Consider the following 20,674-nt stretch of genomic DNA (forward strand, 5'->3'; position numbering starts at 1 on the left):
GTCCGTCCTCCTCGCGAACTGGGAGCGTCGCGCGGCGCCGCGCGACGCTCCCAGCCTATCGATCCTCGGTGGCGGCGACGTCATCCGCACGATGCGGCGGGGCAGGCCGCAGCGCCGGCGCAACCGCCCGGGACCGGAGGGACGCCGGCGGCCGTCCGCGCCGCCCCCGGGGCCACGCCGTCCCATGCGTAAGGCCGCGAGGCCGGTTCGAGGGCGATGGCGTCGATGCAGCCCCATCAGGGGAACAAGGAGTGGATCGAGCAGTCGGGGCTCAAGCGGTCGGCTCGAGCCCCTTGGCGTCCGCGTCCCGCTACCTCGGGTGGAATGCGGTGCGGATGCGTTCGGCCCAGGCGCGGGGGTGGGTGAGGTTGCCGTTGTGCCCGCCGGGGAAGGCGGTGAGCGGCCGGTCGAGCAGTTCGGCGAGGCGCACGGCGGCCTGGTGGTCGAAGGCGGTCCGGGGCGTGGTGACCCCGGCGGCGGGAATGATGCGGTTCGCGTTGGCGGACAGGCGGTCGCGGCAGCCGGGGTCGGTGCGGACGGCGGTGAGCTCGGCGGTGATGAAGTGCGCGAAGTTCGCTCTGCGCCGAGCGTCCATGGGGTGCGGGGTGAGGTCGGGTTCGGCGTCGGGGTTGGTCGGGTCGATGCCGAGGGAGGCGGCGATCGCGGGGAGGGCCGCGGCCAGGCCGTCGGTCGCGTAGAGCCGTTGGAGGTCGGCGAGTTCGGCGCGGTGGGCGCCGGCTTCGGCGTCGAGGAGCCAGGGGGCGACCGGTTCGTGGGCGATGAGGGCCTCGATCCGGTCGGGGTGGTCGGCGGCGAGGTGGAGGCCGATGACCGCGCCGAAGCTGCAGCCGAGCATCAGGGCCGGGCCGTCGGCGAGGTGGTCCAGGAGGCGGTGGGCGTCGTCGGCGTGGTCGGCCATGGCGACCGGGCGGGCCGGGTCGTCGAGGGTGCTGCGGGACAGGCCGCGGCGGTCGTAGGCGAGGCAGGTGAAGTCGTTCTCGAGGGCGTCGACGAGGTCGGTCGAGCGCCCGGCGTCGCCTTCGCCGCTTTGGGCGATGAGCAGGAGCGGGCCGGTGCCGCGGCGTTCGAAGTGGATGGCGGCGCCGTCGACGGGAAGCAGGCCGGTGGCCATGGCGGGTCCTCCTTGCGCGGGGGGTGGTTGACGCACACGAACCTAATACATCATTTCTGATACATCAAGTCTGATGCAACCTCTGTGATGCATCAGACTTGATGTAATATGGCGGGCGTGAACGGCATGGAACTGGCCCTGCTGGGCCGCACCCTCATGAAGCTCGGCGAGGCCGCCATCCCCACCGAGGGCCTCGGCGCCTACGGCACCAGCGAGCAGTCGGTGGTCATCGTCGCCGCCGACATCAGGGCCCACCCCGGCACGCCGGTCAAGGACGTCGCCGCGCGGACCGGGTTCCCGCAGAGCAGGGTCTCGGCCTGCGTCGCCCGCCTCCGCGAGGCCGGCGCGGTCGAGACCGACACCGACCCGGCCGATCGCCGCCGCACCCTCATCCGCCCCGCGGCGGCCGTCTCGGCCCGCGTCGCCGAAGTCCGCGCCGCCGACGCCGACCACGTGCTCGCCGCCGCGCTGGAGGACCCCGACCGGCTCGACGAGGTCAAGCAGGCGCTGCGCCTCCTGGCCGCTCATCTGGGCCCCGGCGCCCTGGCCCGCATCGGCGGCTGACACCTCCGGGGAGATCGGCGGCGGGCTCTGGGAGCGCATCACGGCACCCGCCGACCGCGGAGATGTCGTAGGCGGAGGAGAGCGCGTTCAGCACGGACTGCTCGAAACGGTCGCGGGCCTCGGTGAGGTCGCCGCCCGCCTGGTCCTCCAGAACGGGTCGCACGCCTCGGGCGAGTGCCTGGGCGAGCACGCTCTTGGCCCGCATCAGTTCCTGGTAGGTGCCGGCGTCGAGACTCGCGACCGTGGGGCGCGGTCGGCCGACAGCACCTCGTCCACCGCGCGCAGGAACTGCCGTGCCCACGCGTCCAGGTCGATGCCGGTGAAGGTGCGGTCGCAGTTGACGGGCCGGAGCGATGCGTCGTGGGCGGGCGGTGATTCTCCACATCGGACCTCGACCGGTCGATCCAGGCGGTGGGCGGCCGCGGCCCTGGCGGTGCCGTTCGCCAGGGCCGGCGGGTCCACCGGGCCTCCGGTGCGCCGGGGCCGCGCCCGGCGATTCAGGGCCGTTGCGCGCCTAGGTCTCCCGAGCGCAGCGCGTAGCGCCGCTCGGCGTAGGCGAGGTCCTCGCGCCACAGCCGCACCGCCGCGCGGCGCATCAGCAGGCGCAGGGCGGGGGCGACGCGCCGCGCGGCCTTGAACCCGGCCCGGTGGGAGGTGGCGACGACCGCCTCGACCACGCTGGTGCGCGGCCGCCCGTCGACGCCGGGCGCGGACGGGACGGCGTGGGTCTCGACCACGCTGCCGCGGCCCTCGCCCTCGACGATGCGCATGACGAGGGTGCGCGGCTCGGGGCTGAAGAACTCGGCCCGGACCGGCACCCCGGTGCGACGGCCGACGCGGAACGTCACGTCGACCACGAACCGGTCCGCCTCCGCGTCCCCGTCCGCGGCGTCGTCCGGAGTGGACACGACGGTGAGCCTGGTGAACGAGTGCGGGTGGAACCAGGCCCCGTGCCACGGGTCCATCCGGTTGGCGATGACGTCGCCGGGTTCGCAGATCCCCGTGAGCGTCGCGACCGCGGCGACGCTCCCCGCGGGGTCGGGGCGGCGGGCGATGACCGGCTCCGGCAGGGGCCGCTCGCCGCCGAACCCGTCGAGCCGCACCCAGGCCAGCACGCCGTCGTCGTGGGCGGGCAGCGGGCGCCATCCGGGCCCGCCGTCGCCGTCGAGGGCCAGGCCGTGCCAGCGGCAGCGCAGCGTGCCGCAGTCGAGCCGGCCCTGCGCGAGCGGGGCGCCGAGATGCGGGCAGGCCCCGGGGCCGGCGATCAGCCGCCCCGACTCGCCGCGCCAGGCCACGACCTCGTGCCGCCCGATCGCGCCGCCGTAGGGCCGATCGGACCGGATCGCGCCGCTCGGGGCCAGCACGAACCAGTTCCCGGACGGGCGGGCGGCCGCGCGTTCGGCCGCCGACTCGATCAGGTCGGGCCTGGCGTCCCGGTAGGTCGGCCGCTGGCCCGCCCACTCCCCCGGGTCCACCCGGGTCAGCGGCAGGCCCTCGCCCCGTCGCGTGAACAGTGACATCCGATCGCTCCGTCCGTCCTCGATTCCCCGGGCACCGAGGCCGGCGCGCTCGGCGGACATGCCGGGCGCCGACTGGCACCATTGGACCATGATCCGTACCCGTGCCGTGACGGCTCCGCGCCGCGCCGCGGTCGACCGCCCGGGCCGCGACCGCGCCGCGGTCGACCGCCCGGGCCGCGACCGCGCCGCGGCGCTGCTGGCGGGCCCGGTCGGCCTCCCGGACGCCGGCGGGCTGCCCGAGCGGCCGCGCACCGCGGTCGTCGGGGGCGGTATCGCGGGCGTGGCCGCCGCCGTCGCCCTGGCCGAGCGCGGCGTGTCGGTCGACCTGTACGAGCGCGAGGACGACCTCGGCGGGCGGCTGCGCGGCTGGCCGGTCACCGCGGGCGGCGCGGCCGCCACGATGACCCGCGGCTTCCACGCCTTCTTCCGCCAGTACTACAACCTGCGGGCGCTGCTGCGCCGCGCCGACCCCGGACTCGGCATGCTGCGGCCGGTCGCGGACTACCCGCTGCTCCACGCCGACGGCGCCGCCGAGTCCTTCGCCGGGCTGCCGCTCACGCCGCCGTGGAGCGTCGCGGCCTTCGTGATGCGCAGCAGGACGTTCGCGCTCGCCGACCTGCGGAGGATGCGCCCGCGCGCCGCCATGCCGCTGTTCGACGTGTCGGTCCCGCGGACCTATGAGGACCTGGACGCGCTCGACGCGGCCGCCTACCTCGACGCCATCCGGTTCCCGCGCGCCGCACGCCATCTCGCGTTCGAGGTGTTCTCCCGCAGCTTCTTCGCCGATCCGCGCGAGTTCTCGGCCGCCGAGCTCGCCGCGATGTTCCACATCTACTTCCTCGGTTCGAGCGAGGGCCTGCTGTTCGACGTGCCCGACGGGCCGTTCCCGCGCACCCTGTGGGGGCCGCTGCGCGGCCGTCTCGAAAGCCTCGGCGCACGAGTGCACCTGGGCACTCCGGTCGAGCGGGTGGAGCGGACCGGCGGCCGCTACCGCGTCCACGCGGGGAGCCGCGCCGCCGAGGCGGACGCGGTCGTGCTCGCCGCCGACGTCCGGGCGCTGCGCGGCCTCGTCGACGCCTCGCCCGGCCTCGGCGACCCCGCATGGCGAAGGCGCGTCGCTGCGCTGCGCAACGCACCCCCGTTCCTGGTCAGCCGCGTGTGGCTCGACCGCGCGGTCCGCGGGGACCGCGCCCCGTTCCTGGGGACCACGGGCTTCACGCTGCTGGACAACATCAGCGTGCTCGACCTGTTCGAGGACGAGGCCCGGGCCTGGCGCGAGCGCACCGGAGGATCGGTCGTCGAGCTGCACGCCTACGCGGTCGACCACGGCTCGAGCCGGGAGGCCCTCGCGCGGGCGCTGGTCGAGCAGATGGGCGCGGTCTACCCGGAGCTGCGGGACGCGCGCGTCCTGCACGAGGAGCACGTGCTCGCGGACGACTGCCCGCTGTTCGCCCCCGGCTCCTTCGCCGAGCGGCCCACGGTCACCGGTCCCGATCCGACCCTGGTGCTCGCGGGCGACGGCATCCGCGTGGACCTGCCGGTCGCGCTGATGGAACGGGCGGCCACGACCGGGTTCGGCGCGGCGAACGCCCTGCTCGGCCACTGGAACCTGGCCGGCCACGACCTCTGGACCGTCGCGAACCGCGGCCGGTCGCCGCTGCTGCGCCGGGCCGCGCGGCGCCTGCGGCCGGGCGGGGGCGCCTGAGTCCGGGGCGCCCCGGCGACCGCTCACGTCCGCGCCTCCCGGGGCCGGGCCGCGACCGCGCCCAGCCCCGCGGCCGCCATCGCCCGGCGCAGGCGGGGCGGAGCCGAGCCGAAGACCGCCGCCATGGCCTTCCACGTCCCTTGAGGATCGCCGCGCCCGCGCAGGAAGGCGTCCTGGCGGTGCTCGGGGAGGGCGAAGAAGGCGTCGAAGAACTCCGGCACCAGGGGCGGCGGCAGCCGCAGCAGCGTCCGCTGCCCCCATGCGCGCAGTCGGTGCGCGCGGCGCGCCTCGGCACTCCATACCTGCGTCCGGGCCGCCTCCCGCGCCGCGCGCGTCCCGCGCGGCAGGGCCTCGGCGACCGCGGCCGCGAGCAGCGGCGCCGTCTCCAGCGCCTCCCCGACGCTGTAGCCGGTGGCCGGGTGCATCATCCCCGCCGCGACCCCGAACGGCACGGCGCCGTCCCGCTCCTCGACCGGCGGCGCGTCCATCGCGAACCGCACGAGTTCGGCGCCGAGGCGGTCCCCGGGGTCCACTCCCGCCGTCTCCAGACGTGCGGTGAGGCGCCGCTTCAGCTCCGGCAGCGGCAGGCCCGGCCTGCGCGCGAGCGAGGTCTCCTCCAGCAGTGTCCGGCCCCCGGGCAGCGGCACGGCGTACAGGAACGTCGGCCACCCGCTCCGTCGGCGGTCCCAGCGCATGAAGACCGCCTCGCCGGGCCGGTGCAGCGGCGCCGCGGCCTCCTGCGGGAACACCATCCCGTACGCCGTCTGCTCGATCCGGTCGCCCGGGTGCCGGAGCGGTCCCCTCGCGTCCAGGACCAGGCGGCATCGCAGCAGGCGGCCCGTTCGCAGCGCGACCGCCGTGCCGCCGACGGCGACGGCCCTGCCCGCCATCGCGCGCACCGGGGTCGCCGCGTACGCCGCCGCGGCGGCGGCGTTGTCGAGGACCGCGTACCCGCGGTCCAGCAGGCGGCCCGAGGCCCGGAGCGCCGTCGGTTCGACGAGGGCGGCCCCTGGAGGGAGCGGGCTGGCCTGCGCGGTCCACAATCCGTAGGTCGGCGTCCACGCCCGCGCCGGGTCGGGGGCGACCAGGATCGTGTCGAGCCCGTTCCGGGCGCAGTGGTCGGCGGCGGCCCAGCCCGCGGGGCCGGACCCGACGACGACGACATCGGCCTCGTCCCTCATGCGCGTCACCGCCGCCCGCCTGCGGCCTCGGTGCGCGGCGGTTCGGCGATCGGGCCCGCGGAGCGGTCGCCGCGGAGCCGCTTGACCACGAGCTCGGCCGAGATGAGGCACATCGGCAGGCCGATGCCGGGCAGGACCGAACCGCCCGCGTACATCAGCCCGGCCACTTTCCGGGACGCGTTGCCCGGCCGGAACATCGCGCTCTGGAGCAGCGTGTGCTCCAGCCCGAGCGCGCCGCCGCGCCACGCGCGGAGGTCGGCCGCGAAATCGCCCGGGGCGGCGGTGCGGCGCACCACGACCCGCTCGGCGAGGTCGTCGATCCCGCACCACCGCGACAGCTGCGCGATCGCCAGATCGGCCGCCGCCTCGACGGCCGGGTCGCCGCCCCGGTCGACGCCGCCGCGTCCCATCGCCGGGTCGGCGGGGACCGGGACGAGCACGAACAGGTTCTCGTGGCCGGGCGGCGAGGTGGACGGGTCGGTGGCGCTGGGGCGGCACACGTACATCGAGGCGGGGCGGGGGATGCGGGGCGCGCGGCCGAAGATCGCGTCGAAGTTCTCGCGCCAGTCCTCGGTGAAGAGCAGCGTGTGGTGGGCGAGCTGCGGGAGCGCCCCGCGCACGCCGAGCATGACCAGCAGCGCCCCGGGGCCGGGTCCGCGGCGCCGCCACCACGACTCCGGGTACGTCCGCTCGCCCTCGCCGAGCAGCGCCGTCTCGGTGTGGTGCAGGTCGGCGGTGGAGACGACCAGGTCGGCGGCCAGCTCCCGGCCGTCGGCGAGCCGGACGCCGCGCGCGGCGCCGTTCGCGGTCAGGATGCGCGCCACCGGGGCGTCGGTCTCGATCCTCGCCCCGGCGGCGGTCGCGAGCCGTTCGACCGCGGCGGTCACCGTCCCGAACCCGCCCATCGGGTACCGGACGCCTTCGGCGAGGTCCAGGTGGCTCATCAGGTGGTAGAGGCTCGGGGCGCGGTACGGGGAGCTGCCGAGGAAGACCGCCGGGTACCCGAGGATCTGCCGCAGGCGCTCGTCGGCGAAGCGCCGCCGGACGTGCGAGGCGAGGGGGCGCGCCAGCAGCGGCAGCAGCCTCGGCAGGCGCCGGAGCAGCGCGGGGTCGAGCAGTCCGGACGCCGAGGCGTACGTGTCGTACAGGAAGCGGCCCGCCGCGAGTTCGTACGCCTCCCGCGCGGACTCCAGATAGGACTCCAGTCGGGCTCCGGCCCCCGGCTCGACGCGCTCGAACAGCGCCGTCGCCGCCCTGCCGGCGGCCACGTCCAGCGGGTCGCCGCGGCCTTCGGCGTAGACCCGGTACGCCGGCGCGAGCGGCACGAGGTCGAGCTCGGTCTCGGCGTCGGTTCCCATGAGGCGGAAGAAGTGCTCGAACACCTCGGGCATCAGGTACCAGGAGGGCCCGGTGTCGAACCGGAAGCCGTCCCGTTCCCAGGTTCCGGCGCGACCGCCGGTCTCGGCCCTCGCTTCCAGGACGGTGACGCGGTGGCCCTCCCTGCTCAGCAGCCCCGCGGCGGCGAGTCCGGCGATGCCGGCGCCGATCACGACGGCGGTCCGTTCACTCATGGCCCGCACTGCCTTTCGGAGCCCGGGCGAGCGCCGCGCGCGCCGCGATGGCGACCTTCCGGTAGTTGTTCACGCGGACCCGGCCGCCGCGCTCGGCGCGCAGCCGCAGCGCCAGCGCCTGGAACAGGTCGTGCGCGACCGCGACCGCGGCCCGGCAGTCCCCGGGGAGCAGCGGGATCGTCTCGCAGGCGATCCGCAGATCGCGGTCGACGCGTTGCAGCGCCTCCGCCTTCGCCCGCGGTGAGGAGCCCGCGCCGAGGTAGTCGCGCCCGAGCCGGGCGCGGTCGTGGTCGGCGTCCCGGAGGAAGTTGATCTCCTGGAACGCCGCCCCCAGCCTGCGCGCGCCCTCGCGCAGGACCGGGTCGGGCGGCTCCGGGCCGGGGCTGCCGGCGTTGACGAACACCTGGAGGCACATCAGGCCGACGACTTCCGCGGACCCGTGCACGTACTCGCCGCGCGACCGGTCGTCGTGCTCGTCGACGACCAGGTCGGTCCGCATGGACGCGAAGAAGGGCCGCACCAGCGCCGCGCCGATGCCGCATTCGCGCGCGGTGAGCGCGAAGGCGTGCACGACCAGGTTGGCGCTGAACCCCTCCGCGATCGCCTGGAGCGTTTCGGCTTCGAGGCGGTCGAGGACGGCGCGGGTCCGGTCGCGGTCCAGGCCGGACTCGGCCGCGGGACCGTCGACGATCTCGTCGGCCACCCGCACGAGCGCGTAGACCACGCGGACGTGCCGCCGCACGCGCCGCCCCAGCAGCCGGCACGCGAGTCCGAACGAGGTCGAGTACTCGTCGATGACCGCTTCGGCCGCACGGCAGGCGGTGCGGTTGTAGAGGTCGAGTCCTCCGGCCCGCTTCACGGCATCCGCCCCCGGATGCCGTGAGCCAGGCGGGCGAGCATCGCCTCGACGGCTTCGGGCAGCGGGTGCCGCGACCACCGCTCCTGCGCCTGCGCCAGCGTCCGGTCGACCAGCCGCTCGACCTCGGCCCGCGCGCCGCTGGCCGCGAGGGCGTCCTGCACGGTCGCGAGGCCGCGGTCGCCGTCGCCCGCGGCCGCCAGGGCCGCCGCCACGTCGGTCCAGCGGTCGCCGCGCCGTGCCAGGGCGATCAGCACCGTCTGCCTGCCTTCCCGCAGGTCGCCGCCGGGCGCGCGTCCCGCCTGCTCGACGGTGCCGAACGCGCCGATGAGGTCGTCGACGAGCTGGAACGCGAGCCCGAGCGACTCGCCCGCGGCGGCGAGCGGCTCCAGCGCGGGTTCGCCGCCCCCTGCGAGGAGCGCACCGGCCTGCAGCGGGGCGCTGAAGGAGTACACCGCGGTCTTGTCGCGGGCCGCGGCGAGGACCGCGTCCGGAGACGGCGCCTCGGGCAGGGTCGCGTGCTCGACGTCGGCGAGCTCTCCGGCCGCGGAAGTCAGGACCGCCTGGTCGAGGAGGTCGAGCAGTCCGTCCATGGTCGCGGCGGGCACCCGCGCGCCCGCGATGACGCGGGTGGCCTCGTACAGCAGGATGTCGCCCGCGAGGATCGCGGCCGCTTCGCCGAACCGCGTCGCCGCCGCCGCGCCCGCGCCCGCGGAGGCGGCCCGTTCGCAGAAGGACCCCGCGACGTTCGGCCTGCCGCGGCGCACCACGTCCCTGTCGATGACGTCGTCGTGGATCACGAAGGCGGTGTGGAGCAGTTCGAAGCCCGCGGCGACGGCGGCGACGGCGTCGGGCGGCGGCCGCTCACCGCCGAACGCGAGATAGGACTCGAGGACCAGCCGGGGCCGGAACCGCTTTCCGCCGATGGCGGTCCGGGCGGCCGCCTCGGCGATGGGTCTGGCGCGGGGTCCGCTGCGGTGGACCAGGCGCCGCAGCGCGGCGTCCACCAGAGCGTCGACGGCGTGGTCGAGCCCGGTCGGGCGGCCTTCTCGGAGCAACATCTACTTCGGTCTCCTCTGCATCGTCAAGAAGTCCAAGTGCACTGCTTGCAGCACGAGCCAGGGGCTGAACGCCCAAGGGGCGCTTGCGATCGCGGCGGCCAGGTCCGAGGGCGCCACCCATGCGAACTCCATGACCTCGCCGGGGTCGGGGCGGACGGGGCCGTCGGCGACGGCGGTGTAGACCGGGCAGACCTCGTTCTCGACGACGCCTCCCGCGTCGACCGCGCGGTACCGGAAGTCGGGGATCACGGGTGCGATCGCGGTGAGGCGCAGGCCGAGTTCGTGTTCCGCGTGCCGGACCACCGCGTGCTCGAACGCCTCGTCCGGACGCGGATGCCCGCAGAACGAGTTGGTCCACACCCCGGGCCAGGCGGCCTTGGACAGCGACCTGCGCGTGACCAGCACCGCGCCGTCGGCATCGGTCACATGGCAGGAGAACGCCAAGTGCAGCGGCGTCGCCCGGTGGTGCACGCTCGCCTTCGGGGCGGTGCCCGCGGGCCGCCCCGCCGTGTCGAGGAGTACGACGTCATCGGCCATTGCGGCCGCCCTCGTGGCCGCGGCGCGCGTCCCGTCGCAGGCGTCGAGCGGCCGGGCGGGCCGGTCTTCCACTGGTTGGGTCCATCGGTCCTGACCACTCCTTCTCATCGATGACGGAGTTGCTTTGAAGTATTCGGAGCCGGAAGGTCTCCGGACGGCTCAACCGGAGGCATTTTTTCGTGTCCGGGGTCCGTCCCCGCTGCCCGGCCCCGCCCTTCCGGGGCCTCGGCGCTCGCGTTCGGCCATGGCGACGATCCGGCGGGCCATTCCGGTGAAGACGACGCCGTGGAAGGGGAGCACCGCGAACCAGTAGAGCCGTCCGGAGAGGCCGCGGGGGAAGAAGACCGCCCGCTGCCGGTACCGCGTGGGCCGTTCCTCGCAGGACAGCTCCAGCCAGGCGAGGCCGGGCAGCCGCATCTCGGCGCGCAGTCGCAGCAGGCGGCCGGGCTCGCACGTCTCGACGCGCCAGAAGTCGATCACGTCGCCGACCCGCGGGTCCGCCCGGCTCCGGCGCCCGCGCCTGAGGCCGACGCCGCCGACGGCCCGGTCGGCCCAGCCGCGGAGGGCCCACAGCAGCGGGGTCGAGTACCAGCCGTTCGCGCCGCCGATGCCCGAGATGACGCGCCAGAGGGCCTCCGGGCTCGCGGCCGTGACGAGCTCACGCGCGTCGGTGTACACGACCCGCCCGGCCCAGTCGGGGTCGCTCGGCAGCGGGTCGCTCGGCGCCCCGGCCACGCTCACGTCGGCCCAACTGGTCTCGATACGGTCGACCTCCATGCGCCCGAGCGCGAGCCGCAGCGCCTCCCGGTAGCCGGTGAGGCCGCCGTCCGGCGGGGGGACGACCCGGTCGATGCGGTGGTCGTGCATGACGCAGTGGTGCTGCAGCGAATCGACCAGCGGCAGGGCCAGGTTTCGCGGGATCGGCGTCACGAGCCCGACCCAGTGGGACGCCAGGCGCGGGGTCAGGACCGGCAGCGCCCAGATCCGCCGCCTCGGCAGCCCCCGGAGCCGCGCGTAGCCGTTCATCATCTCGTCGTAGCGCAGGACGTCGGGCCCGCCGATGTCGAACACCCCGGCTTCCGGGACGGCGGCCGCGCGCAGCAGGTAGTGGAGCACGTCGCGGATCGCGATGGGCTGGATGCGGTTGCGCACCCAGCGCGGCGCGGGCATCACCGGCAGCACCTCGGTCAAGTGCCGGATCATCTCGAACGAGGCCGACCCCGATCCGATGACCACGCCCGCCTGGAGCACCAGCACCGGCACTCCGGACCGCGCGAGGATCCGGCCGACCTCGCGGCGCGACGCCAGGTGCTCCGACAGCGGCCCCGAGCGCGGCGCGAGGCCTCCGAGGTAGACGATTCGCCCGACCCCGGCGGCCGCGGCGGCGTCGGCGACGTTGCGCGCGATCATCCGGTCGAGCCGCCTGAAGTCCCGGCCGCCGGTCATCGAGTGGATCAGGTGGTAGACGACCTGCGCGCCTCGCATCGCCGATGCCACCGCGCGCCGGTCGGCGGCGTCGCCGCTCAGCACCTCCACCGCTCCGGACACGGCGAGCCGGTGCGCCCGTTCCGGGTTCCTGGTGAGCAGGCGGACCCGGTAGCCCGCGTTGAGCAGGCGCGGCAGCAGTCTGCCGCCGATGTACCCGGTGCCGCCGAGCAGCAGCACCAGCGGCGCGTCCGCACCGCCGGGCGTGCAGCGGTACTGCGGCTCGGCACCGCTGGGCCACGCCAGTTCGGCGTCCTCGTCCTCGCCCATCAGCATCCTCGGTGATCGCCCGGTGTTGTCGGCGGTGACCGCGGCGGTACCACCTCCACTGTCACCTGAGCCTCGCACACGGCGGGCGATCGAAGCCTCGGAACACTCAGAACTCCCCGATCCCGCTCATCCGAACCCGAGGACGGCCTTCGTGAACGCCGGCGGCCTCACCGAGCCGAACAGGCTCATGCGGAAGCCGATTCTGGGTGATACCGGTGCGTCCGGAGGCCGGGCGGCGGGCGCCGCCCGGCCTCCGGCGTGCCCGGAGCCGTCCCTCACCGAAGACTCATGCGGAACTGCTGCAGGTGAAGGTGCGGGCGGTGGCCTCCGCCATGGTGTTCAGGCACTCGCCCATCTGCCGCTGTCCGTAGAAGTTCGGGTGCATGGACTCCTGCATCTGCCCCTGGGAGAAACCTGAGACGATGAATCGCGCCCATTCGCTCTCGGCCTCGGGCAGCGGATTCGCCAGCGTGTCGCCGCTGACGGACTGCCGGACGCCCTCGGCGCAGACCTCATGGCCGTCGAAGGCGTCTTGGAAATCGAGGAGGTCCACGCCGCCGACACTCGCCGCCGCCTGCTCGTGCGCCTCGGCGAGCGCGGGGATGAGGGTGTCGCGGGCCCAGTCCGAATCGTCGTCGTAGAAGGGGCACCCGCCGGTGTTGAGCCGGGCGTAGGAGGTCTCCGGGTACCGGTTGTCCGCTCCTCTCGGGATCGGCGAGGGATAGGTCTGGAGGACCAGGCGGTAGTCCGAGTCCCGGTAGCCGGCATCGGCCATGGTGTTCTGGACGGCCTCGAGGACCGCTTCCACCTTGGTGCCCATCGTGTCGATCCGGCCCGGCATCTGCGGCCCCAGGCTTTCGCTGCAGTGCCATCCGAAGTCCTTCGGGAGGCTGAATCCCTTGGCGCAGTTCGCGATGACGTCGCTGAAGCCGATGTCGTTGCCGCCGATGGACAGCACGATGAGTTTGACGTCTTTGGCGGCGGCCTGGTCGGCGAGCTGCTCGATCTGCGGCCGCTCGCCTTTGAACGGCGTGCGGAGGATGTCGTCGGTCGTCGCTCCCGAGCAGGCGAGGTTGATGCGGTCGTCCGCATCGATGTCGAAGGTCCGCCCGTTGACGCGGACGGTGCTCAGATGGTGGATCTCCGCTCCCGCCGAACGGTTGCACCCGTTGTCGTACGACGACCCGTAGACCTTAGTCGGGTCGTAATAGCATGAGGTCTCCGACGAGTTGCAGTCGTATGCGGCGAGGTCGGTGCCGTACCGGCTGCCCCACACCGTGTTGCCGTTGCCCTGCCAGCGTCCCGCCTCCCCCGAGATGAAGCTGTCGCCGAGGGAGATGACCGCCGGCTCCTTCGCCTGCTCCGTCGCGGCCTCCTCGGCGAGGGCCGCCGACGGGACGGCGAGCAGCGCGCCCAGCGCCACGACGACCGCCCACACCGGCGCCGCCGTGCGCATCCCCCTCACCGGTTCCCCTCCCGCATCGAGGCCGCGCGGGGCTCCGCTGACGGCAGGGCGTGCGTTGCCTGCGTTCATGGTGATTCCCTTCGTGTGCAAGGCGTGCCCGGCCATGCGGCCGCCCGCCGGCGGTGAGTGCTGGAGATCGGGTCGGTGCTCTCAGCTCCCTCCGGGCAGGCGGGAGCACACGCTCGAATGGACCTGTCCATCGCAACTCCCCCTGTCTGCGAACGAAGGCGCTGCAACGAGCGGGCCGCCTCGGGCTCGACACAGTGGACCACGAGCACGAGGACGCCATCACCGGTTCCGCTACCGCCGATTGTCGAGAATCCGACAAGCAGAGACGAGCGATACTCACTCTCTGGCCCGATGCCACTCTGGAGCATCACGGGCCGCAACCGGCGACACCGCATCATCGTCGCCAGCGTCCACGTGTACGAGACGACGGGGTGCAACACCCAGGTCTGCTGGGACGCCGACATCGCGCCGATCGCGGCCGAATACCCGACCGTTTACGGCGAGTTCGGCGAGGACGATTGCAATCACGACTTCAGCGACGCCCTGGCGGACTGGGCCGACTCCCGGAACATCGGCTGGCTCGCCTGGAGCTGGTACCCCGGCTGCGACATGCCCGGCCTGATCACCGGCTGGGACGGCGCCCCGTCCGGGTACGGCGAGGGCGTCAAGGAGCTGCTGGCGAACCGGTGACCCGCGCGACCGGTCAGCGCGCGAGCGCTGACCGGTCGCCGGCGTTCGGCGACTCGAGCAGGTTGCGCAGCACCACCATGGCGGTGCCGACGGCCGCGGCCTGCGAGACGTCCGCGGCGAGTTCCACCCGCACGCTGTGGACGTGGCGCATGAACACCGCCTGGTCGAGCTCCGCTTGCAGCGCGTCGCGGTAGACCGGTCCGACATCGGCGAAGGCGCTCCCGGCGATGCCGGCGGCGGTGGCGTCGTTCTCGACGGCCACCGGCAGGCCCGTCGCCTCCGCCAGCGCCGCCGCGAGCGGATACCCCTGCCACGCCGGGGTCGGCTGCGGCGTCAGCAGGACGCCCGCTTCGCGGTCCTAGGGCCCGTACGTGGCCAGGCCGATGCCGAGCGCGTCGGAGGGAGCGACGCCCGCAGAAGTCAGCAGGGCCCGCACGTGCTCGGCGATCTCGGGTATGACCGCGTCCGGCCCCCGCCCGCCCGCTCCCGGCATCTCGCGCTGCGCCACGACGCGGCCCGCCAGGTCGACGACCACGCCGACGGCCGCGTACCGGTCGAACTGGACCCCGACCATGTGGCAGGCGGCGGGCTGGAGCCGGAGGAGGCGGCGCGGCGTGCCCCGGTGGGACCGCGCCGTCCCCACCTCGTGCACGAAACCCAGCGCGATCAGTTTGCGGACGGCATTGGTCATGGTGGCCCGCGTGAGCCCGGTGGCCTCGGCCAGCTCGACACGGCTGACCGTGGTCCGCTCGCGGAGGAGGTCGAGCACCAGCGCGACCGTCGGCAGGCGGGTGTCCGAGCCGAACGCTCTCAATGCGGCCTCCATGGAACAGCGAGTACGCCTCACGATACTTCGGTCGCCCGATCCGCCGGCAAAGCAGGACGCCTCCACGTCCACGGCGCCATCCCGCGGGCGGTGACCTCGGTGAAGAGACGGTACTGCGCGGCCTGCCGCTTGATCAGGTCGGGCATGACGCCGGGGCGGATGGTGTAGTAGTCCTTGCGGTCGCCCGGCTTCGAGGTCTTGTCGATCCATCGGGCGGTGGTGAGGAACTTCAGCGCCGTGGAGTCAGTGCGCCGGCGTGTGCTCGGCGTCGTCGCGGAGCTTCTGGTTCGGCAGGAAGAGGGCCAGGACGGTGCCGACGAGGATCACTGGGACGAGTCCGAGGAAGATCGGGAGCAGGGCGTCGGCGTAGGCGTCGATCACCTGGCCGCGCAAGGCGTCCGGGAGTGAGCGGACGATCGCGGGGGTGATCGACTCGGCGCCGGCGCCGCCGAAGTCCGTGCCGACCCCGGCCAGGCCGTCGGTGAGCCGGTCGGTGAAGATCGCCCCGACCACCGCGACGCCGACGGTCGCGCCGATCTCGCGGAAGAAGTTGTTCGACGACGTGGCCGTGCCGACCTCCGACTGCGGGAACGCGTTCTGCACCGCCAGGACGAGGTTCTGCATGACCAGGCCCATGCCGGCGCCCAGCAGCGCGATGTAGGCGCACAGGAGCACCACCGAGGATGAGGGGTCGAGTGTGGACATGAGCCAGATGCCGACCGGCATGATCGCCATGCCCGCGATCACGAACCCCTTGTACCGCCCCAGTTTCGACACGAGCGCGCCCGACGCCGTCGCCGTGAGCATCATGCCCGCGACCATCGGGATGAGCAGCAGCCCCGACTCGGTCGCCGAGTACCCGTACACCATCTGGAGATAGGTCGGCATGTAGCTGACGACGGCGAACATGCCCAGGCCGATGGCGATCATGCCGATGAGCGTCGCGATGGAGAAGACCGGGTTCTTGAGCATCCGCAGCGGGATGAGCGGCTCGGCGGCCCGGCGCTCCACGACGCCGAACAGCACCGCGGACACGAGCGTGACCGCGCCCAGCCACAGGATCGTCGGCGAGGTCCACTCGTACTCGGTGCCGCCCCACGTGCACACCAGGATCAGGCCGGTGACGGCCACGGCCATGAGCACCGTGCCGAGGTAGTCGAACTTGATCTTGACCTGCTTGCGCGGCAGGCGGATCGCGGCCGCGGAGATGGCGAGCGCGGCGACGCCGAGGGGCAGGTTGATCCAGAAGGCCCAGCGCCAGTCCGCGTTGTCGGTGATCCAGCCGCCCAGGAGCGGGCCGGCGACGGCGGCGAGGCCGAACACGGCGCCCATGGGGCCCATGAACTTCGCGCGCTGGCGGACGGGGACGAGGTCGGCGATGATGGCCTGCGACATGATCATGAGCCCGCCGCCGCCGAGGCCCTGGAGGGCGCGGTAGGCGATGAGCTGCGGCATGTCCTGCGCGAACCCGGCGAGGCCGGAGCCTGCGACGAAGACCGCGAGGGCGGCGAGGAACAGCCGGCGGCGGCCGACGAGGTCGCCGAGTTTGCCGTACACGGGCATGCCGACGGTGGCGGCGAGGATGTACGCGGTGGTCACCCAGGCCATGTGGGAGAGGCCGTCGAGCTCGCCGACGATGGTCGGGAGGGCGGTGGAGACGATGGTCTGGTCGAGTGCCGACAGGAGCATCGTGACCATGAGGGCGGCGTAGATCCACCCGAAGTGGGACGGGAGCCTCGCCGTGCGTTCGGCGGGTTCGGTGAGCGTGTCAGTCACGGTGGCGGACTCCAAGCGCGGGGAGGACGACGGCGTCGATGTAGGCGGTGAGGTACTCGGTGTCCGGGTGCCTGCCGGTCATCATGGGGCGCAAGGCGACGGGCGCGAGGAGGAGTTCGTGGACGAAGCGGCGCCCGGGCGGGTCGGGGGCGATCTCGCCGCGTTCGACGGCGCGGTCGATGACGGCCTCGACGGCGCGGGTGACCGGTGCGGCCATCACCTCGCGGACGGCGTCGGCGAGGTCGGCGTCGGACCGGGCCGCGTTCTGGAGGCCGGCCATGAGGTCGTGGTCGTCGGGTGCGGCCTCCGCCATCGGCCCGACTCCGGCGAGGAGGTCGCCGCGCAGAGAACCGGTGTCGACGCTCTCGAGCGGGTGGGGCTTGCGGTGCCGGATCGCCTCGACGACGAGCCGGGGCTTGCCGTTCCAGTGCCGGTAGAGGGTCGCAGTGCTGGTGCGGGCCCCGGTCGCGATCTGCTGCATGGTGATCTTCTCGTAGCCGTGCTTCCGAACCAGGCGCATGACCGTGGAGAAGATCTCGGCCTCGCGCTCGGGCGAGAGCCGTGAGCGGCCTTCCATCTACCGCCTCCCATCGAAACGAAGTGTTTTCGTTTCGAACGATAGCCGGTCGAGCCGGACCCTGCCACCCGTGAGCCCGGGGGCCGGAACGGACTGCGCAGTGTGACCGAGTATGACCGGCAGATCCTGGTAAGGCCGATTCTTTGACGCGATTTTGAGTTCACTGCGAGTTCACTTGAACCTACTGAAACTTAACTACGAGGTGTTCCCGAGCGAGAAGGAGCACCATGAGCCAAGCCGACGGACCTGACGGCGGCCATCTGCGGCGGACCGCGAGCGCGTTGCACTCGTTCAACCGGTTCGAGATCAAGTACCTGCTGTCGTACAAGGACGTTCCCCGCCTGCGGGAGATCCTGCGATCGCGCATGGAGCCGGACCCGTACACCGTCAAGGGCGGGTACCCGGTCTGCAGCCTCTACTACGATTCGCGGTCGCTGCGCTACTACTGGGAGAAGATCGAAGGGCTGCACTTCCGGCGCAAGCTGCGCATCCGCAACTACGGGGAGCGGCACGAGCTGACCGACGACACCCCGGTGTACGTCGAGATCAAGCAGCGGGTCAACCGGGTCACGCAGAAGCGGCGCGTGAAAGTGCCGTACCTGCTGGCGCGGCGCCTGTGCAACGACGGCGCGCTGATCGACCACCTGCCGGAGCAGCGGCCCTTCCTCGAGGAGGTCCTCAGCCTCGTCGAAGGCCACGGGCTGCGCGCGACCGCGATCACCGCGTACAACCGCGAGGCCTACCTGGGATCGGACGCCGACCTCGGACTGCGGGTCACCATCGACCACCGCGTACGCGGGCGCGACCGCGACTTCCACCTCGGTGCGGAGGTCGAGAACCGCCTCATCGTCCCCCCGCAGAAGGCGATCGTCGAGGTCAAGGCCAACGAGCGCGTCCCCTATTGGGCCACCGACACCGCCGCCCGCCTGGGCATGGAGGTCGTGCGCGTGTCCAAGTACTGCCAGAGCATCGAGGCGCACGGCATGGCGCCGCGCTCGGTCTTCCACGTGCCGGTCGAGGACGACCACGACGTCCACTCCAAGCCCGAGCACAACGAGATCGCCGCGCCCGCCCGCCGGTAGTCGCCGCCCCGGATCACCTGCCGCGGCGGGGCCGGCAACCCAACCCGGGGCCGATGCGCCCCAGTCAACGGAAGGCAAACGCAATGGATTTTCTGACCACCCTCAACGACAGCACCGGCGAGTTCAGCTACCTGGACATCGCGCTGTCGTTGTCGCTGTCGTTCGTGCTGAGCTGCGTCATCGGCATCGTCTACCGCAAGACGCACCGCAACGTCTCCTACAGCCAGTCCTACGTGCAGACGATGATCGTCATGGGCGTGATCATCGCGATGATCATGCTCATCATCGGATCGAACGTGGCACGGGCCTTCGCCCTCGTCGGCGCCCTGTCGATCATCCGGTTCCGCAACGCGCTCAAGGAGACCCGCGACGTCGGGTACATCTTCCTGGTGATGGGCGTCGGCATGGCCTGCGGGACCAGGTTCTACACGCTCGCGATCATCGCCACCGTCGTCATCTGCCTCGCCCTGCTCATCATGCACCGCTTCAACTGGTTCCACCACTCGGTGCAGCGGCAGGTCGTCAAGGCCCAGGTCCCCGCCCATGAAGACCTCTCCGGCGAGATCGACGACGTGCTCATCCGCCACACGGACGAGTTCGAGCAGGTGAGCATCGAGACCATCAGGGGCGGTGCGTTGACGGAGATGACCTACACGGTCAAGCTCAAGAAGGGCAGGAAGGCCGCCGATCTGCTCGCGGACCTGCGCGACGTCACGCAGGGCCAGCAGGTGACGGTGCTGACCGGCTACGACCAGACGGATCTGTAGTCATGCGCGGCAAGGGCGGCAGGCTCCACCACCGGCTGCCGGTGAGCCTGCGCCATTACTGGCGGCTCATCGCCGGCTCGGTGGGGGTGGTTCTCGCGCTCGCGCTCGTCATCGGCACGGTCAGGGTCTCGGCGCTCGCCTACTCCGACAGCAACGAGGGCTTCGCGGTGAACTGGGACATCGAGGGCACCGTGGACCTGTTCGACACCGCGGTGGCCCACGAGATCTCGCTCGAGTACGACCAGGACGACTACGACGACATGGTGTCGACCTTCCAGGACTCGGGCGAGAAGGAGTGGATCAAGGCCGACATCACGATCGACGGCACCACCATCACCGACGTCGGCATCCGCTTGAAGGGCAACTCGACGCTCTCGAGCCTCGGCGGCGGCATCGACTTCGGCGGCGCCGAAGGCGGGATGGAGTTCCCCGGCGGGGGCGAAATGCCGGAGGGCATGGAGTTCCCCGAAGGCATGGAGAGGCCCGAGGGCATGGAGTTCCCCGGCGGGGGCGAGGGCATGGAGGGCATGATGGGCGGGATGGCCTCGCTCAGCTTCGACGAGCCTGAAGGCCTGCCGTGGCTGGTCGACTTCTCCAAGTTCGTCGACGGCCAGGTCTACCAGGGCAACCAGCAGATCAGCTTCCGGGTCGACTCCGGCATGGGATCGTCCTCGCTGGCCGAGGCCACCGCGATCGGACTGGTGGGGGAAAGCGGCGAGGCGAGCTACGACTACACGTACTCGACCATGTCGGTCAACGGTTCGGAAGCGATCACCCGCCGGGTGGTCGACGTCATGGACACGACGTGGGCCGCCGAGGAGTACGGAGCCGAGGCCGGCGTGCTGTACAAGGCGCGCGCCGGGGGCGACCTCTCCTATCAGGGCACCGACCCGGAGGAGTACGAGGACGACTTCAAGCAGGTCAACATGGAGGGCTCCGACGAGCTCCAGTACATCGTGGACTTCCTCCAGTGGCTCGACGGCACCGACGACGAGACCTTCGCCGCCGAGCTGGGCGAGTGGATGGACGTGGAATCGTTCGCGAACTACGCCGCGTTGCAGAACCTCCTGACCAACGGCGACGACATGGCCGGGGCCGGCAGCAACTACTACCTCTGGTACGACTACGACACGGGTCTGCTCAGCGTCATCACGTGGGACCTGGACCTGACGTTGAGCGATGCCACCCTGGCCCCCGGTGAGACCGCCTCGCTCGGCGGCTTCGGTGGTGGTGGTGGTGCGGGCGGCTTCGCCGAGGGCATGGAAATGCCGGAAGGCATGGAGTTCCCCGGTGGCGGCGAGATGGCCGGCGGCATGGGCGGGGGGTTCGGCGGCTCCAGTGGCGCCTCGGAGTTCAAGACGCGCTTCATCGAGCTGTTCCAGGACGAGTACATGTCCGCCTATAGCGACCTATACCAGCGCCTCTACGCCTCAGGTGCCGCGCTCGAGGCGCTCGATACCGCCCAGCGAGCGGCCGGACTCAACGGCGCTGACGTCAGCGCCGACGCCGAGTCGCTGCGGGCGGTCATTCAGGAGCGCACCGAGTTCTTGGATACGGAACTCGGCGCCTCCGCCACGGGTGAATGACCGATGACGGGGCG

Annotated in this window: 20 protein-coding genes; 6 read left to right on the forward strand and 14 right to left on the reverse strand. The window is 72.7% G+C overall.

The features are described from left to right. Positions 1-310 precede the first annotated feature (310 nt). Complete coding sequence (locus LO763_RS05920) at positions 311-1,132, reverse strand: alpha/beta fold hydrolase (RefSeq protein ID WP_230601044.1); 822 nt, start codon at positions 1,130-1,132, stop codon at positions 311-313. A gap of 126 nt (positions 1,133-1,258) precedes the next feature. Between LO763_RS05920 and LO763_RS05925 the strand changes: the two genes are divergently transcribed. Further along, entirely contained in the window at positions 1,259-1,696 is a 438-nt protein-coding gene (locus LO763_RS05925; protein WP_230601289.1) for a MarR family winged helix-turn-helix transcriptional regulator, read from the forward strand. A 204-nt stretch (positions 1,697-1,900) separates the two neighbouring features. Here LO763_RS05925 and LO763_RS05930 read toward each other — a convergent pair whose 3' ends face one another. Together LO763_RS05930 and LO763_RS05935 are read right to left on the reverse strand one after the other, a co-directional pair. Next, the gene (locus tag LO763_RS05930; RefSeq protein WP_230601045.1) at positions 1,901-2,158 is read right to left on the reverse strand and encodes a hypothetical protein; all 258 of its coding nucleotides are present in this window, start codon (positions 2,156-2,158) and stop codon (positions 1,901-1,903) included. 35 nt (positions 2,159-2,193) lie between these two features. Beyond that, the gene (locus LO763_RS05935; protein WP_230601046.1) at positions 2,194-3,216 is read right to left on the reverse strand and encodes a Rieske (2Fe-2S) protein; all 1,023 of its coding nucleotides are present in this window, start codon (positions 3,214-3,216) and stop codon (positions 2,194-2,196) included. A gap of 88 nt (positions 3,217-3,304) precedes the next feature. Here LO763_RS05935 and LO763_RS05940 point away from each other — a divergent pair, with 88 nt between their 5' ends. After that, positions 3,305-4,921: an FAD-dependent oxidoreductase gene (locus LO763_RS05940; protein WP_304608792.1), complete on the forward strand. Its 1,617-nt coding sequence runs from the start codon at positions 3,305-3,307 to the stop codon at positions 4,919-4,921. A 23-nt stretch (positions 4,922-4,944) separates the two neighbouring features. Here the strand turns inward: LO763_RS05940 and LO763_RS05945 are convergent, their stop codons facing one another. The 7 genes from LO763_RS05945 to LO763_RS05975 form a co-directional block, all read right to left on the reverse strand. Next, on the reverse strand, positions 4,945-6,102 hold the full coding sequence (locus LO763_RS05945) for a lycopene cyclase family protein (protein ID WP_230601290.1): 1,158 nt from the start codon (positions 6,100-6,102) through the stop codon (positions 4,945-4,947). Between the two features lie 5 nt (positions 6,103-6,107). After that, complete coding sequence (gene crtI / locus LO763_RS05950; RefSeq protein WP_230601047.1) at positions 6,108-7,673, reverse strand: phytoene desaturase family protein; 1,566 nt, start codon at positions 7,671-7,673, stop codon at positions 6,108-6,110. After that, complete coding sequence (locus tag LO763_RS05955) at positions 7,666-8,532, reverse strand: phytoene/squalene synthase family protein (RefSeq protein ID WP_230601048.1); 867 nt, start codon at positions 8,530-8,532, stop codon at positions 7,666-7,668. The genes crtI and LO763_RS05955 overlap by 8 nt, the downstream gene beginning before the upstream one ends. After that, a complete protein-coding gene (locus LO763_RS05960; protein WP_230601049.1) occupies positions 8,529-9,590 on the reverse strand; it encodes a polyprenyl synthetase family protein in 1,062 nt (353 codons plus the stop codon). Before LO763_RS05960 ends, LO763_RS05955 begins: the two co-directional genes overlap by 4 nt. Further along, positions 9,591-10,127 carry an isopentenyl-diphosphate Delta-isomerase gene (gene idi, locus LO763_RS05965; RefSeq protein ID WP_230601050.1) on the reverse strand — a complete coding sequence of 179 codons (537 nt, stop codon included), beginning with the start codon at positions 10,125-10,127 and terminating at the stop codon, positions 9,591-9,593. Between the two features lie 159 nt (positions 10,128-10,286). After that, positions 10,287-11,882: an SDR family oxidoreductase gene (locus LO763_RS05970; RefSeq protein ID WP_230601051.1), complete on the reverse strand. Its 1,596-nt coding sequence runs from the start codon at positions 11,880-11,882 to the stop codon at positions 10,287-10,289. 286 nt (positions 11,883-12,168) lie between these two features. Next, a complete protein-coding gene (locus tag LO763_RS05975; RefSeq protein ID WP_230601291.1) occupies positions 12,169-13,338 on the reverse strand; it encodes a GDSL-type esterase/lipase family protein in 1,170 nt (389 codons plus the stop codon). A gap of 369 nt (positions 13,339-13,707) precedes the next feature. Between LO763_RS05975 and LO763_RS05980 the strand changes: the two genes are divergently transcribed. After that, the gene (locus LO763_RS05980) at positions 13,708-14,046 is read left to right on the forward strand and encodes a glycoside hydrolase family 5 protein (protein ID WP_230601052.1); all 339 of its coding nucleotides are present in this window, start codon (positions 13,708-13,710) and stop codon (positions 14,044-14,046) included. 13 nt (positions 14,047-14,059) lie between these two features. Here the strand turns inward: LO763_RS05980 and LO763_RS05985 are convergent, their stop codons facing one another. The 4 genes from LO763_RS05985 to LO763_RS06000 all read right to left on the reverse strand — a co-directional run bounded on the left by LO763_RS05985 (position 14,060) and on the right by LO763_RS06000 (position 17,225). Further along, on the reverse strand, positions 14,060-14,308 hold the full coding sequence (locus LO763_RS05985; RefSeq protein ID WP_230601053.1) for a hypothetical protein: 249 nt from the start codon (positions 14,306-14,308) through the stop codon (positions 14,060-14,062). A gap of 96 nt (positions 14,309-14,404) precedes the next feature. Beyond that, positions 14,405-14,860 (reverse strand): MarR family transcriptional regulator, encoded by a 456-nt coding sequence (locus LO763_RS05990; protein ID WP_230601054.1) that lies wholly within the window; start codon positions 14,858-14,860, stop codon positions 14,405-14,407. A gap of 255 nt (positions 14,861-15,115) precedes the next feature. Then, positions 15,116-16,648, reverse strand: a complete 1,533-nt coding sequence (locus LO763_RS05995; RefSeq protein WP_230601055.1) for an MDR family MFS transporter — start codon at positions 16,646-16,648, stop codon at positions 15,116-15,118. Beyond that, a complete protein-coding gene (locus LO763_RS06000; protein ID WP_230601056.1) occupies positions 16,641-17,225 on the reverse strand; it encodes a TetR/AcrR family transcriptional regulator in 585 nt (194 codons plus the stop codon). The genes LO763_RS05995 and LO763_RS06000 overlap by 8 nt, the downstream gene beginning before the upstream one ends. A 227-nt stretch (positions 17,226-17,452) precedes the next feature. On the opposite strand from LO763_RS06000, the gene LO763_RS06005 reads away from it, so the two are divergent. From LO763_RS06005 to LO763_RS06015, 3 genes are all read left to right on the forward strand, one after another. Continuing rightward, a complete protein-coding gene (locus tag LO763_RS06005; RefSeq protein ID WP_230601057.1) occupies positions 17,453-18,307 on the forward strand; it encodes a polyphosphate polymerase domain-containing protein in 855 nt (284 codons plus the stop codon). Positions 18,308-18,390: 83 nt separating this feature from the next. Beyond that, entirely contained in the window at positions 18,391-19,074 is a 684-nt protein-coding gene (locus tag LO763_RS06010; RefSeq protein WP_230601058.1) for a DUF4956 domain-containing protein, read from the forward strand. 2 nt (positions 19,075-19,076) lie between these two features. Then, on the forward strand, positions 19,077-20,660 hold the full coding sequence (locus LO763_RS06015; RefSeq protein ID WP_230601059.1) for a CotH kinase family protein: 1,584 nt from the start codon (positions 19,077-19,079) through the stop codon (positions 20,658-20,660). The last annotated feature ends 14 nt before the right edge of the window (positions 20,661-20,674 follow it).

The sequence above is a fragment of the Glycomyces amatae genome (assembly GCF_020991375.1).
Classification (GTDB): Bacteria; Actinomycetota; Actinomycetes; order Mycobacteriales; family Micromonosporaceae; genus Glycomyces; species Glycomyces amatae.